This is a genomic window from Bradyrhizobium sp. CCBAU 53340 (genome assembly GCF_015291645.1).
GTDB lineage: Bacteria > Pseudomonadota > Alphaproteobacteria > Rhizobiales > Xanthobacteraceae > Bradyrhizobium.
The window spans coordinates 5,529,766-5,543,377 of sequence record NZ_CP030055.1; the positions used below are offsets into that span (position 1 = coordinate 5,529,766).

General features: G+C 64.8%; 12 protein-coding genes. 7 read left to right on the forward strand and 5 right to left on the reverse strand.

What is annotated here, in order from left to right; translation table 11 throughout:
- The first annotated feature begins 9 nt into the window (after nt 1-9).
- The 4 genes from scpA to meaB all read left to right on the forward strand — a co-directional run bounded on the left by scpA (nt 10) and on the right by meaB (nt 5,329).
- On the forward strand, nt 10-2,166 hold the full coding sequence (gene scpA, locus XH89_RS26200) for a methylmalonyl-CoA mutase (RefSeq protein ID WP_194463256.1): 2,157 nt from the start codon (nt 10-12) through the stop codon (nt 2,164-2,166).
- A 222-nt stretch (nt 2,167-2,388) separates the two neighbouring features.
- Complete coding sequence (locus tag XH89_RS26205; protein ID WP_246767913.1) at nt 2,389-3,159, forward strand: RsiV family protein; 771 nt, start codon at nt 2,389-2,391, stop codon at nt 3,157-3,159.
- Nucleotides 3,160-3,266: 107 nt separating this feature from the next.
- Nucleotides 3,267-4,253, forward strand: a complete 987-nt coding sequence (locus tag XH89_RS26210; protein WP_194463258.1) for a tripartite tricarboxylate transporter substrate binding protein — start codon at nt 3,267-3,269, stop codon at nt 4,251-4,253.
- An 86-nt stretch (nt 4,254-4,339) separates the two neighbouring features.
- Nucleotides 4,340-5,329: a methylmalonyl Co-A mutase-associated GTPase MeaB gene (gene meaB, locus XH89_RS26215; protein WP_194463259.1), complete on the forward strand. Its 990-nt coding sequence runs from the start codon at nt 4,340-4,342 to the stop codon at nt 5,327-5,329.
- A gap of 175 nt (nt 5,330-5,504) precedes the next feature.
- Here the strand turns inward: meaB and XH89_RS26220 are convergent, their stop codons facing one another.
- Nucleotides 5,505-6,407: a haloalkane dehalogenase gene (locus tag XH89_RS26220; protein ID WP_194463260.1), complete on the reverse strand. Its 903-nt coding sequence runs from the start codon at nt 6,405-6,407 to the stop codon at nt 5,505-5,507.
- 89 nt (nt 6,408-6,496) lie between these two features.
- On the opposite strand from XH89_RS26220, the gene XH89_RS26225 reads away from it, so the two are divergent.
- The 3 genes from XH89_RS26225 (at nt 6,497) to XH89_RS26235 (ending at nt 9,310) form a co-directional block, all read left to right on the forward strand.
- Complete coding sequence (locus tag XH89_RS26225; protein WP_194463261.1) at nt 6,497-7,102, forward strand: CGNR zinc finger domain-containing protein; 606 nt, start codon at nt 6,497-6,499, stop codon at nt 7,100-7,102.
- Nucleotides 7,103-7,184: 82 nt separating this feature from the next.
- Nucleotides 7,185-7,844: a pyroglutamyl-peptidase I gene (locus tag XH89_RS26230; RefSeq protein WP_194463262.1), complete on the forward strand. Its 660-nt coding sequence runs from the start codon at nt 7,185-7,187 to the stop codon at nt 7,842-7,844.
- A 95-nt stretch (nt 7,845-7,939) separates the two neighbouring features.
- Entirely contained in the window at nt 7,940-9,310 is a 1,371-nt protein-coding gene (locus XH89_RS26235; RefSeq protein ID WP_194463263.1) for a TIGR03808 family TAT-translocated repetitive protein, read from the forward strand.
- A 48-nt stretch (nt 9,311-9,358) separates the two neighbouring features.
- On the opposite strand, the gene XH89_RS26240 is transcribed toward XH89_RS26235, so the two are convergent.
- The 4 genes from XH89_RS26240 to XH89_RS26255 all read right to left on the reverse strand — a co-directional run bounded on the left by XH89_RS26240 (nt 9,359) and on the right by XH89_RS26255 (nt 13,479).
- Nucleotides 9,359-10,039: a TIGR03809 family protein gene (locus tag XH89_RS26240; RefSeq protein ID WP_194463264.1), complete on the reverse strand. Its 681-nt coding sequence runs from the start codon at nt 10,037-10,039 to the stop codon at nt 9,359-9,361.
- Nucleotides 10,040-10,521: 482 nt separating this feature from the next.
- Nucleotides 10,522-12,204, reverse strand: a complete 1,683-nt coding sequence (locus tag XH89_RS26245; RefSeq protein ID WP_194463265.1) for a S8 family serine peptidase — start codon at nt 12,202-12,204, stop codon at nt 10,522-10,524.
- A gap of 16 nt (nt 12,205-12,220) precedes the next feature.
- Entirely contained in the window at nt 12,221-12,913 is a 693-nt protein-coding gene (locus XH89_RS26250; RefSeq protein WP_194463266.1) for a hypothetical protein, read from the reverse strand.
- Nucleotides 12,910-13,479, reverse strand: coding sequence for a sigma-70 family RNA polymerase sigma factor (locus XH89_RS26255; RefSeq protein ID WP_164938793.1), 570 nt, complete (start codon nt 13,477-13,479; stop codon nt 12,910-12,912). Before XH89_RS26255 ends, XH89_RS26250 begins: the two co-directional genes overlap by 4 nt.
- Nucleotides 13,480-13,612 lie beyond the last annotated feature (133 nt).

Below are 13,612 nucleotides of genomic sequence, written 5' to 3' on the forward strand. Positions count from 1 at the left end.
GTTGAAGCCATGAGCCGCATTCCCAATTTCGCCGATGTCGCCTTCGAGCGGACCGCCACCGCCGCGCCATCCGGCAGCGCCGAACCGTGGCTGACGCCTGAGGGCATCCTGGTGACGCCCGCTTACGGCGAGGCGGATATCGCCGGGCTCGATTTCCTCGAGACCTATCCGGGCATCGCGCCCTATCTGCGCGGCCCCTACCCGACCATGTATGTCAACCAGCCCTGGACGGTCCGGCAATATGCCGGCTTCTCCACGGCGGAGGATTCCAACGCGTTCTACCGCCGCAATCTCGCGGCCGGACAGAAGGGCCTTTCGGTCGCCTTCGATCTCGCCACCCATCGCGGCTATGACTCAGACCATCCGCGCGTCGGCGGCGACGTCGGCATGGCCGGCGTCGCCATCGATTCCATCTACGACATGCGCACGCTGTTTGCGGGCATTCCGCTCGACCAGATGAGCGTGTCGATGACCATGAACGGCGCGGTGCTGCCGATCCTCGCGCTCTATGTCGCCGCCGCCGAGGAACAGGGCGTGCCGCCGGAAAAGCTGTCGGGCACCATTCAGAACGACATTCTGAAAGAGTTCATGGTGCGCAACACCTACATCTATCCGCCCGCGCCCTCGATGCGGATCATCTCGGACATCTTCGCCTATACCTCGCAAAAGATGCCGAAATACAACTCTATTTCCATTTCCGGCTATCACATGCAGGAGGCCGGCGCGACGCAGGATCTCGAGCTCGCCTATACGCTCGCCGACGGCGTCGAATATCTGCGTGCAGGCTTGGCGGCCGGTCTCGACGTCGACCGCTTTGCGCCGCGCCTGTCGTTCTTCTGGGCGATCGGCATGAACTTCTTCATGGAGGTCGCCAAGCTGCGCGCCGCGCGGCTGCTCTGGGCGAAGCTGCTGAAACCCTTCAACACGAAGGACCCGCGCTCGCTGTCGCTGCGGACGCATTCGCAGACGTCAGGCTGGTCGCTGACCGCGCAGGACGTCTTCAACAACGTGATGCGCACCACCGTCGAGGCGATGGCGGCGACGCAGGGCCATACCCAATCGCTGCACACCAATGCGCTCGACGAGGCCTTGGCATTGCCGACCGATTTCTCGGCGCGCATCGCCCGCAACACCCAGCTGTTCCTGCAGCAGGAGAGCGGCACCACCCGCATCATCGATCCCTGGGGCGGCTCCTATTATGTCGAGCGCCTGACGCGTGACCTCGCCGCGAAGGCGTGGGGCCACATCCAGGAGGTCGAGGAGCTCGGCGGCATGGCGAAAGCCATCGAAGCCGGCGTGCCGAAACTGCGCATCGAGGAGGCCTCGGCCAAGACGCAAGCCCGCATCGATGCCGGCAAGCAGGCGGTGATCGGCGTCAACAAGTACAAGCCGGCAGACGAGACGCCGATCGACATCCTCAAGGTCGACAACACCAATGTCCGACGCTTGCAGATCGACAAGCTGACGCGACTGAAATCCGAACGCAATCAGACCGACGTCGACGCCGCGCTCGCCGCGATCACGCGCTCGGCCGGCGAAGGCAATGGTAACCTGCTCGCGCTTGCCATTGATGCCGCGCGCGCCAAGGCGACCGTCGGCGAGATTTCTGACGCGATGGAAAAGGTATTCGGCCGGCACCGCGCCGAGATCAAGTCGATCACCGGCGTCTACAAGCGGGAGGCGTCCAGCATGGGCAACCAGGTCGAGAAGGTTCAGGCGCTGATCGACGCCTTCGAGGAGGCGGAAGGTCGCCGCCCGCGCATCCTCGTCGCCAAGATCGGCCAGGACGGCCACGATCGCGGCCAGAAGGTGATCGCCTCGGCCTTCGCCGACATCGGCTTCGACGTCGACATCGGGCCGCTGTTTGCGACCGCCGACGAAGCCGCACGGCAGGCGGTCGAAAACGACGTGCACATTCTCGGCGTCTCCTCGCTCGCCGCCGCCCATCTCACCGCCGTGCCGGAATTGAAGGCCGCACTGAAGAAGCAGGGCCGCGAGGACATCATGATCATCGTCGGCGGCGTGGTGCCGCCGCAGGATTACGAGGCACTCTATGCCGCCGGCGCGGAAGCGATCTTCCCACCGGGCACCGTGATCGCCGATGCGGCCGAGGAGCTGATCCGCAAGCTGAATGCCCGGCTCGGGCATAGCGAGGCAGCGGAGTAAGTCTGCCGCCCCCGGACTTCCGGCATCAAACCCGCGGGCCTGCTGCCGCGACCAATCTTCACGCCCCAGTGTTCGCACCGCGCGTTCTGCGCCGGTTCATCTTGCGATCATTATGTTCATGCAGACATCCGAGCGCCGCAACGGCGGTCGTCGCGACGGCCGTCGGATACAGAGTTGATGGATATTGAAGTGACATATCATCGTGCAAATGTGCGGGCCGGATTGCTCGCGATCCTGTCTGCTGTCGCGACGATCGCCGTAGCCTCCCCCTCCCTCGCTGCCGACCCCAAGCCCGATGCCGTCGTCAAGAACAAGAACATCGACGCGCGCGTTTTTCTCGACGACAAGATCAAGGCCGATGCGACACTGGCCGCCGATTGCCTCGCCGAAGGCAAAAAGTGGCTCGACAAGAACGCAGGCGACGCCGCGGCCTCGCGCAAGCAGGATCCGCAATTCTTCAAGGAGGGCGGCTGGGATTTCGAGCGCAGATACTCGATCCGCTCCGTCGTTGCCGATCGCTATGTCAGCGTCCTGCGCGACGACTACATGGATACCCATGGCGCTCATCCCAATTCGGACGTGAACACGATCTTGTGGGACAAGTCCGAGAACAAACGGATTTCGATCCGCCCGTTCTTCACCGAGACCGCCGATAACGGCGCGACCATGAAAGCGATGGTGAAGGCCATCATCGCCTCGCTCAAGGTCGAGAAAAAGAAGCGCGACAGCAGCGAGACCGCGACCGAGGAATGGTTCAAGGGCCTCACGCCGAGCCTGCTCAAGATCGGCGCCGTGACGCTTGCGCCCTCGACCGAAACAGGCAGGAGCTCCGGTCTCACCTTCCACTACCCGCCCTATGCGGTCGGCCCTTACGCCGAGGGCCAATATGTCGCGTACGTTCCGTGGGAGACGCTGAAGCCCTATCTGACGCCGGAGGGCGCGCGAATCTTCGGCGGGACGCGGCCAAAGGGCGATGCGGAAGAGCCACAATAAGAGGCGGCTCTCGGCGCCGCGAGGCGGCCGCTTGCGACATACGCAAAGCCGCGTAACATGCAGCCTCATAATCAGCCCGATTCCCGAGGGCGCCGCCGGGAACATTAATGTCAGCAATTTCGCGCCGCGCTTTCGCGGCCTCTTCTGTGGCTGCCGCCACATCCGCTCTCCTCTCCCCAGCACGCGGCCAAGCCTATCCGGCGCGGCCGGTGACGGTGATCGTGCCCTGGGGTGCAGGTGGCGGCTCGGATGCGACTGCGCGCATCGTCGCGACGCTGCTGGAGAAGGAGCTCGGCCAGCCGTTCAACGTCGTCAATCGCACCGGCGGCTCCGGCGCTGTCGGCCACGCCGAGATCGCAGCCGCACCACCGGATGGCTATACCATCGGCATGCTGACGGTCGAAATCGCGATGCTGCATTGGCAGGCCCTGACGCAGCTGACGCCGCGAAGCTTCACGCCGCTGGCGCTGATGAACGAAGACCCGCCGGGCGTTCAGGTTTCCACATCCTCGTCGTACAAGACGGCGAAGGAGCTGATGGATGCCATCAAGCTGGCCCCCCCGGGGCGCTTCAAGGCCTCGGGCACGGGACAAGGCGGCATCTGGCATCTCGCCCTCGTGGGCTGGATGCGGGCGATGGGATTGCCGGCAAACCAGGTGGCATGGTCGGCATCGAATGGCGCAGCACCGGCCATGCAGGATCTCGTCGCCGGCAGTCTCGATCTCACCACCTGCTCGGTGCCGGAGGCGCGCGCCACCATCGAAGCCGGCCAGGCGCGCAGCCTTGCGATCATGGCGCAAACGCGCAATCCGGTTTTCCCTGATGTCCCGACGCTGAAGGAGACGCTGGGCGTCGATTATTCCACCAGCTCATGGCGCGGCATCGGCGCCCCCAGGGGCCTCGCTCCGCAGATCGCCGCCCGGCTGACCGCGGCCCTGAAGACGGTGTACGATTCCCCCGCCTTCAAGGACTTCATGACCGGACGCGGTCTTGGCACCGTGTGGCGCGATGCCAGCCAGTTCGAGACCTTCATGGACCAGGCGGATCGCCAGATGGGTCAGGCCATGCGGGCGGCCGGTTTTGCCAAGGCCTGATTTACCAAGGCCTGATTTACCAAGGCCTGACTTACCAAGGCCTGAGGGGCCCTCGCCTGCTTGCTCTCGTCGTTGTAAAGCAGGGCATGGTTGAGAAGAAGACTCCGCTGGACATTACCTCCCTCGCACGCGACTTGCGCGCAGGTCATCGCGCGGCGCTGGCGCGGGCCATCACGCTGGTCGAGAGCCGGCGCAGCGACCATCAGGCGTTGGCGCGCGAGCTGGTGCAGATGCTGCTGCCCGACACCGGCAAGGCGGTTCGCGTCGGTATCACCGGCTCGCCCGGCGTCGGCAAATCCACCACCATCGATGCGCTCGGCACCTATCTGATCGAGCAGGGCAACAAGGTCGCCGTGCTCGCCGTCGATCCGTCCTCCGCGCGCAGCGGCGGCTCGATCCTCGGCGACAAGACGCGGATGGCACGATTGTCGGCGTCCGACAATGCGTTCATCCGCCCCTCGCCGTCGTCGGGCACGCTCGGCGGCGTCGCCGCCAAGACGCGCGAGGCGATGCTTTTGTGCGAGGCGGCCGGCTTCGACGTCGTGCTGGTCGAGACCGTCGGCATCGGCCAGTCCGAGACAGCGGTCTGCGACATGACAGATTTCTTCCTCGCGTTGATGCTGCCCGGCGGCGGCGACGAGCTGCAAGGCATCAAGAAGGGCCTGGTCGAGCTGGCCGACATGATCGCGATCAACAAGGCCGATGGCGACAATCTCAAGCGCGCCAACGTCACCGCTGCCGACTATCGCAGCGCGCTGCATATCCTTAGCCCCCGATCCGAGCATTGGAATCCGCCTGTCGTCACCTATTCGGCGCTCGCCGGCACTGGCATCGCCGAGCTCTGGCAGAAGGTTTTGGATCACCGCAAGGCGATGAACGCATCCGGCGAATTTGCCGCGCGCCGGCGTTACCAGCAGATCAAATGGATGTGGTCGATGCTGGAGCAGCGCATGCTGGCGCGGCTGCGCAGCGAAGCCTCGGTGCGCAGCAAGGTCAGGAAGATCGAGGCTGAAGTCGCCGACGGGCATCTCACGCCGGCGCTCGCCGCCGAGCAGATCCTGGAGTTACTGCATTGAGGCCGCTTCACCTCCCCCGACGGGGAGAAGTGAAGCGAAGTCCGAGCTCTCGCGATCCAACGCGATCTCGTGACGGCCTAGAGCTCCGCTCCGATGGAATCGGAACGGGGCTCTAGATTCTTGTCTTGACGCGTTTTCTTGACGCGAACCGGTATCCACTTCGCCCGAAAACGCTCTAGCTGATCTGCCCGGCCAGCACCTTCGACACGAAACGCGCGGTCGCCTCGCCGACCTCCTGCGGCGCCTCCTCCTGCAGGAAGTGCGCCCCCTTCACCAGGACGGTCTCCTGATTGGGCCAGGCCCTGCAGAACTCGCGCTGTGCGCCGATCAGGAAGCCCGCCGGCTCGGCATCGATGAACAGTTTCGGAATCCGGTTCTTCGACATCCAATCCGCGTAGGCCTCGACGATCGCGACCACATCGGCAGGCTCGCCCTCAATCGGCAATTCGCGCGTCCAGGTCAGCATCGGCTGGCGGCTCGGACCGGGATTGCGGTAGTAGCGCCGATAGACCTCCAATGCGTCCGGCGCGATATGGCGCAGCGGCAGCAGATATTCGATGAACAGGTTCTTCTGCAGGATCAGGTCTTCGCCTCGCGGACTCCGTTGGCCCTGGAAGAAGGCGCGCGTCGCGTCCGGCCATTCGTCCCAGGAGTGGAACGGCCGAACGATGCCTTCCATGTAGACGATCGCCTTGACCCTCTCCGGGTGACGATGGGCCCAGTGAAAGCCGAGCGCCGAACCCCAGTCGTGCACGACAAGAATCACGTTCCGGCTCAGACCCATCGCATCGAACCAGGCATCGAGATAGCGCTGGTGATCGACGAAGCGATACGACCCATTCGGCGCGGCGCCCGAATTGCCCATGCCGACATAGTCCGGCGCGAGGCAGCGGCCATACGGCAGGAGATGGGGGATGATGCCGCGCCAGAGATAAGACGGCGTCGGATTGCCGTGCAGGAATACGATCGGGTCGCCCGTTCCGACGTCGACATAGGCCATCTCGGTATCCAGCACCTCGACGTATTTCCGGTAGGAGACTTCCTCGGTCGAGATCGGCGGACGATTGACGTGCAACATGATGAAACTCCATTTCCTGTCTTCGACACCAGTAAACTATCTATACAGGTTACTTGTTTCAACCAGTAAACAAGATTAAATGGTGTTCCATGTCCAGGGAATCACGCAAGTTCCACGTGCCGGACGCGCTGGCGAATCTCTACGATTTCGCCAACACGCTGGATCTGCGGCACTTCATCCATCACGGCGTCCAGCATAAGCAGGCGGACGAGCTGCAAGATCCGGCCGCGCTCGGCGAATGGATGCACCAGCATGGGCTGATCCAACGTGCCGTTGCGCCATCGCAGAAGACCTTCGAGGCGGCCTTGCGGCTGCGCGCCGCGATCCGCGACTACCTCAAATGCGAGCCGGCGGAGCGCCATCTCAAACAAGCCGTCACCACCCCGCTCAACGCCGCGATGGAGCCGCTTGCACTCAGTGTCGCCGCCATCGGCAAGGATGGTTTTGCACTCAGGCCTGTCACGAGCGATTCGCAAGCGGGCTTGTCGGCGATCGTCGCCGAATTGTATGACGCGGCGTCGGCCGGCACGCTCGCGCGGCTGAAGATGTGCGCCGCCGACGAGTGCCGGCGGGTGTTTTTCGATCGCTCGAAGCCCGGCACGCGGCGCTGGTGCCAATCCACCTTGTGCGGCAACCGCGAAAAGACGCGGACCTACCGCGAGCGCCACAGGGACGATCCCGCATCGGGGATCTGACGATCCGCGAGCTTGGAAGACGACTTATCCCGGTGTTTACTGGATGCCGGTGTCCCCGACAGGATCGAGAGGATCACATCCATTGTCCGACAAGCTCCGCGTTCTCCTCACCGGCTTCGGCCCGTTTCCCGGTGCGCCGCATAATCCGACCCAGCCGCTGGTCGCGCGGCTGGCGCAACTGCGCCGTCCCGCGCTCGATGATGTCGAGCTCTCGCGCCACATCTTTCCGGTGACCTATGCGGCGGTCGAGCGGCAATTGCCTGAGGTGCTCGCGAAAGTGCGGCCGGATGCGCTCTTGATGTTCGGCCTCGCCGCGCGCACACCTTACCTGCGCATCGAGAGCCGCGCACGCAACGCCGTCACGATGCTCTGGCCCGATGCCGCCAACACCCGCTCGAGCAAGCGCGGCATCGCCGGCCATGCCGACGCGATGAATTTCGGTCCTCACACCGCAAGACTGCTGCGCGCCGCGCGCCTCACCGGTATCGATGCGCGGCCCTCGCGCGATGCCGGTGCCTATCTCTGCAACTACTTGAGCTGGCGTGCGATCGAGAACGTCAGGGCCGGCGGACCGAAGCTGGCGGCGTTCATCCACATTCCCCTGCTCGCGCGCAGCGGCGCGGTGCGGCGCAAGGGCGCCCCGCGCATCACGCTGGAGGAACTGGTGGACGCGGGGGAAGCGATGCTGATGGAGCTGGTGGGTTTGGCAAGGAAGGGGCGGAATACGCCGGCCTTGCGGTAAACACTTAACCCTACCGCGAATAATCCCCACCGCCAAAGCCGCCCTGCGCTACCTAACTGTCGCGGACACTTCCCGCGTCCGCCGAAGGACGCGTCATGGACCTCAATCGCCGTCATCTCATCGGAGCTTCGACCGCCGGCATCGCGGGCGCGCTCGCCATGCCCGCGAACGCTGCGCGCGCGGCGCCGCTGACATCGCTGCTCGGACGCGATGCAACCCAATATGGCGTACGGCCCGGCAGCAGCGAAGACCAGACGCGGCTGCTCCAGCGCGCGATCGACGAAGCCTCGCGCGCGCAGATGCCGCTGGCGTTGCCGCCGGGACTCTACCGAACCGGGCTGCTGCGGCTGCCAAATGGCGCGCAGCTGATCGGCGTGCGCGGCGCGACGAAACTCGTCTTTACCGGCGGTGCCTCAGCGATCCAGAGCGAGGGCTCTGACGCAATCGGCCTCGCCGGCATCACCTTCGACGGCGGCGGCATTCCGCTGCCGACGCGGCGCGGGCTGATCCATGTGCTCGGCGGCCGCGACGTCCGCATCATCGATTGCGAGATCGCGTCCTCGGGCGACAGCGGCATCTGGCTCGAGCAGGTCTCGGGCGATATCTCCGGCAACATCTTTACCGACATCGCGGCAACCGCGGTGGTCTCGTTCGATGCCAGAGGCCTCAGCGTGTCGCGCAACACCATCATCGGCACCAACGACAACGGCATCGAGATCCTGCGCACCGCCATCGGCGACGACGGCACTGTAGTCGCCGACAATCGCATCGAGGACATCAAGGCCGGGCCCGGCGGCTCCGGCCAGTACGGCAACGCCATCAACGCCTTCCGCGCCAGCAACGTCATCGTGCGCGGCAACCGCATCAAAAATTGCGATTACTCCGCGGTGCGCGGCAATTCGGCTTCAAACATCCACATTTCGGGCAACAGCGTCAGCGACGTCCGCGAGGTCGCGCTTTACTCGGAGTTCTCATTCGAAGCCGCAGTGATTGCCAACAACACTGTCGATGGCGCCGCCGTCGGCGTCTCCGTCTGCAATTTCAATGAGGGCGGACGTATTGCGGTCGTTCAAGGCAATATCATCCGCAATCTGATCCCGAAGCGGCCGATCGGCACCGCGCCGGACGACGACGCCGGCGTCGGCATCTACATCGAGGCCGATACGTCCGTGACCGGCAATGTGATCGAGAATGCGCCGTCCTACGGCATCGTCGCCGGCTGGGGCAAATATCTGCGCGACGTCGTGATCTCGGGCAATGTGATCCGCAAGGCACTGGCCGGCGTCGGCGTCTCCGTCGTAGCAGGCGCCGGCACCGCCCTCGTCAACAACAACATGATCTCGGAAACCCCACGCGGCGCCGTGGTCGGCCTGGATCACGCGCGGGCGGTGACGTCGGATCTGTTGGCGGAAGGGGCGCAACGCTTCGCGCAGGTGATGATCGGCGTCAATGCCGTCCGGCAGTAGGTCCGCGGTCGGCGGCCCGGCCGCGGCGCGCCTCGGGAGCGTCGGCCCCTAGAACGAATTGCGCAGCAGCGGGTACTTTGCTTCGATGCCGTCGAGGCTGAAGGTGAATTCGACCACGCGCTCGGGGGCCGCGACGATTTCATCGGCAGGCGGCGAGAAGGTCTGAAGGAACGAGGCGATCGACGGTGCAGCCGGAGCGACTGGCGCGATGGGAGCCGCCGGCGCCGTCTTCCGGGCAATTGGCGCAGGCGGAGCTGCCGGCGCAATGCGAGCCGGCCGCGCGATCGGTGCAACGGGGGCGACCGGAGCTATCGGCGCCTCGACGATTTCGGCAAGCACGTCCGGCTTGGGCTCGAGCCTGACCGGAACGGACGTCTCGGGCGCGATGTGCACGGCCTTGGGCTGCAAGATCTGGGGCTGCACGGTCTGGGCCTGCTCGCGCGGAAACACGCGCGGCATCGTCGCCGGCGACCAGCCGAAGGCGGAGGTCACGCTTGCGGCGGCCGCGGCGACGTCTCCGCCAGTCGCAAGCGCGCGCCAGGTCTCGACCGCGCGCTTGGCTTCCTGGATGTTTTCGAGGAATGCGATTTCGCTGTGATAGCGGCGCCAGCGTCCGGTCTCGAACATTTCGGACAGATGCTCCAGCCGCTGTTCGGCGAGAGCGCACCAGCGTGCCGCAATGTCGCGACCTGCAGCCGCGGCACCAACCGACTCTTGGCGATGTGTCATGAACCAGCCCGTCTGGAGAAAAATACGGACGCGACGCAACGCACACGAATCAATTTAGAAGCGACATGAATATTTTGTGGAAAAGATTTGACTTGTCCAGCAACGACACGGCTCTCGTCATGAAATACCGTAGTCGTGCGGAGTTTTCAGGGGTTTGCGAGTCAAGCTCCGCGCAAGCATAGCGGGCTTGCCGCGTAACCGGCGCCGAGTCGTGACGACGATCGCCCCGCGGGCTCAACCGCAAGGTGATCTCAAACGACGCTTCAAGAAACCGGACCCCCAAAAAGGAAAAGACCCGTCCGGGGGGACAACCGGACGGGTCGAGCCATATGGGCGCTTGGGGTGGATGGGCGCTCGCGCCTGATATGACTGATGGGGAGGGATGACCGCTCCCACATCATTTGGTCGTGGCAGCTGGCTGAACGTTCAATCCGGCGTTCGATTATTTAACCATTGGCCGATGCGCAATCTTGACGCGGGCGCTATCGCGCCGCCGGCCTATCCGCCTGAGAAATCGTGGATTTATCGTCCGCGCTCGACAGCGAGGGCTGCTCGATTGCGCGGGCGCCGGGGTCGTCGCGGCGCGGCTGCGCATCTTCACGTTTAGTTGTAGCTGATACAGATGCGACCGGCGTCGCGTTGTTGGCGGGAACGGCCGTCACCGCGGCAAACGCATCCGCCTCGCCGTCGCCGTAGAGATCGTCACGCCCGGGCGAACCGAGGTCACGTGCCGTCTTCGCCAGCGTCATGCGCAGCGCTTCCGGCTTCAGGGCGTAGTTGCGCTCGAGCAGGAGCGCCGCAACGCCGGAGACGTAAGCCGCCGAGAACGAGGTGCCCGACGTCATCTGGTACTTGCCGTCAGGCGCCGGCAGGAAGATATCGACCCCGGGCGCAGCCAGCGCGATGTAATTGCCGCGGTTGGATGCGGCGAACAGCCTGTCCTGCTGGTCGGTCGCACTGACCGCGATCACATTGGGATTGGCGGCGGGATAGAGCGGCGGCGATTTGGGGCCGGCATTGCCGGCGGCCGCGATCAGCACCAATCCGCGCGCCGCGGTCGCCGCGATCGCGCGCTCGATCACCGCGTCCTTGGGACCGGCAAAGCTCATATTGACGATCTGGGCGCCGTGCTCGGCGGCATAATTGAGCGAGCGCAGGATGACGTAGGACGAGCTCTCGGCCCCGCCGGTGGTGCCGCCGAAGGCCCTGATGGCAATGATGCGCGCTTCCGGCGCGCTGCCCATCAGCTTGGCATGCGCCACGATCACCCCCGCAATGCCGGTGCCGTGAACATGGGCCCCCTCGCCGCTGCCGAGCGCATCGAAATTGTCGGCAATGGAATTGGCGAGCTCGGGATGCCTGGCGTCGATCCCGGAATCGATCACCGCGACTGTGACGTTGCTGCCGTGCGCCAGGGTATGCGCCTGCGGAAGGCGCAGCTTCGACAGCGCATATTGCGCCGGATCGCCTTCGGTCGGCACGGCCGGCTTCTGATCCTGAAGCACGTAGCGGAAGTTCGGCTGAAGCGAGCGCACGCTGGCGTCGGCCGCGAATTCGCGCCGCACCGTCTCGTACGGCCGCCCGTCGGTGATGCGGAACAGGCCAACCGTGGCCCCGATCAGCGGGAAATTCTCCGAAGAGACGCGGGTCAGGCCGTGACGTCGCGCAAGCTCGTCGGCTTCGGTCGCCGATAGCGCACTGTCGATCTCCGCGACGAATTCATTGGCGAAGCTGCGCGAGCCGATGGCGACAGGCAGGTTGTTGCCTCGTCCTTTGCCGGCGGTCTTCTTGGCCGATTTGCCGCCGCCGTCGCCGCCACCATTTGGCTGCCCCAGGCACTCGCCGTCGGCATCGCGATATGGGGCGGAGCACGCCGGATAGAGGTTCGGCGAGTAGTGCGCATAGGGCAGCACCGTCGTCGGCGCCAGCCGCGCCGAGATGTGAGGCGTCGGTGCCACGCGAGGGCCGTGATCGACGTTCATGGCTCGCGCCGCGATGTTCGGAGAGATTGTTGGCGTGCGCGAGGGAATGTTGATCGTGGGCGTGCGCATGATCGCCTGGGCGTGGGCGACCTCGATACCGAGGCAGGCGGCGAGCAGGAGCGCGGCTCCGGCCGACGAAGCATGGGCCCCGGCTCGCAATTTACTCTCGGACTTGCGCATCATTGCTGCGAAGGCGCGCTTAAGGCGCCGCCACGGCGAGGTTGACGAACTTCTCGCGCTGCATCCTGCCGAGCAGCGCGGCGAGTTCGTCCTGGCTCATCGCCTTGTCGAACTGGAGGCGGAACATGCCGCCCTTGGCATCGCCGATGATCGAGGCCTGGTAGCTGTCGAGCAGCGCGGTGATGTCGGCGACGCGCGCCTCGGGCGTGAAGCGCACCAGTGCCCGCGAAGGAGCCGCCGCCCCGAGATCACGCGTGATCGGCGCACCGGTCGAGAGCGATGCGGTCTGGAAGGTCGCGGTCTGGGTCTTCATCAGCACGGCGCCGATGATGCCAGCCTGGAGCAAGAGCGCGATGGCTCCCAAGCTCGCCGACCAGGCCAGCGTACGTGGCGAGAGGCTGGCGAAGAAGGTGGCGATACGTGCCGACAGCGGCAGCGAACCGGTCGCGCGCGCCGGCTCGGCGTCGATCGCGGCGAACAGCTTTTGCATCGCGCGCGCCGACGGAGCACCCAGGCTTTCGTTCAGGTGGATGGTCTCTTCATACTCGCCGCGGATCGTCGCATATTGCTTTGCGAGCGCCGGATCGCTGGCAAGCGCTTCCTCGACGCGGCGCGCATCGCGCGCGTTCAGCGTGCCGGCGGCGTGCCAGGGCAGCAGCATCTCGATCTCACTGGGCTCTTGCTCCAGCATCTTCTTGCTCAAAGCCATCATGGCCAGCCTCGCTCAATGCCGGCTGCCTTCAGCAGTTCGGCCAATTTCTTGCGCGCATAGAAGAGGCGCGTCTTCACCGTGTTTTCCGGGATCCCGACGATTTCGGCCACCTCTTCCACTGATTTCTCGTGGTAATAGACGAGGTCGACGATTTCCCGGTGGTCCGGCGAGAGGCCCGTCAGACACTCCCGCAACGCTTCACTGGTATCCTTCTTCTGCACCACCGTTTCCGGATCGTCGGATGAATCCTCGATCGCGTTGGCGGCTTCGTCGTCCAACTCAAAATCCTTTCTGCGCCGAAGCGCAGACAGGGCCTTGAATCGGGTGATTGCCAACAGCCAGGTGGAGACAGCGGACCGACCCTCGAACTTGCCGGCCTGACGCCAGACGTCGAGGAACACCTCGCTGATGAGGTCTTCCGCGGTCTGCTCGTCCCGCACGAGCCTGAGCCCGAACCTGTACACCCTGACATGGTGCCGCCCGTACAGCACCTGCATGGCGAGCCGGTCACCCTGGGCGATCCTGGCGATCAGGACCTCGTCCGTAGCCGCCTGTGTCACGCTCAAAGGCCGTCTCGCAAGGTTGGTCGGGTCGATGCGGCGGACGGTTCGACGGGAGGAGTGAAATTGTTCAACCTACCGCAGTCATACGGGGACCTGTGTGATCTACCCCACATACGCGCGATTTCCTTGTTCCGCC

What these genes read in the sequence shown, in the direction of transcription:
- XH89_RS26240 (WP_194463264.1), bottom strand. Translation starts at nt 10,039, where the DNA reads ATGACACATCGCCAAGAGTCGGTTGGTGCCGCGGCTGCAGGTCGCGAC.
- XH89_RS26225 (WP_194463261.1), top strand. Translation starts at nt 6,497, where the DNA reads ATGTCCAGGGAATCACGCAAGTTCCACGTGCCGGACGCGCTGGCGAAT.
- scpA (WP_194463256.1), top strand. Translation starts at nt 10, where the DNA reads ATGAGCCGCATTCCCAATTTCGCCGATGTCGCCTTCGAGCGGACCGCC.
- XH89_RS26245 (WP_194463265.1), bottom strand. Translation starts at nt 12,204, where the DNA reads ATGATGCGCAAGTCCGAGAGTAAATTGCGAGCCGGGGCCCATGCTTCG.
- XH89_RS26220 (WP_194463260.1), bottom strand. Translation starts at nt 6,407, where the DNA reads ATGTTGCACGTCAATCGTCCGCCGATCTCGACCGAGGAAGTCTCCTAC.
- meaB (WP_194463259.1), top strand. Translation starts at nt 4,340, where the DNA reads ATGGTTGAGAAGAAGACTCCGCTGGACATTACCTCCCTCGCACGCGAC.
- XH89_RS26210 (WP_194463258.1), top strand. Translation starts at nt 3,267, where the DNA reads ATGTCAGCAATTTCGCGCCGCGCTTTCGCGGCCTCTTCTGTGGCTGCC.
- XH89_RS26250 (WP_194463266.1), bottom strand. Translation starts at nt 12,913, where the DNA reads ATGATGGCTTTGAGCAAGAAGATGCTGGAGCAAGAGCCCAGTGAGATC.
- XH89_RS26235 (WP_194463263.1), top strand. Translation starts at nt 7,940, where the DNA reads ATGGACCTCAATCGCCGTCATCTCATCGGAGCTTCGACCGCCGGCATC.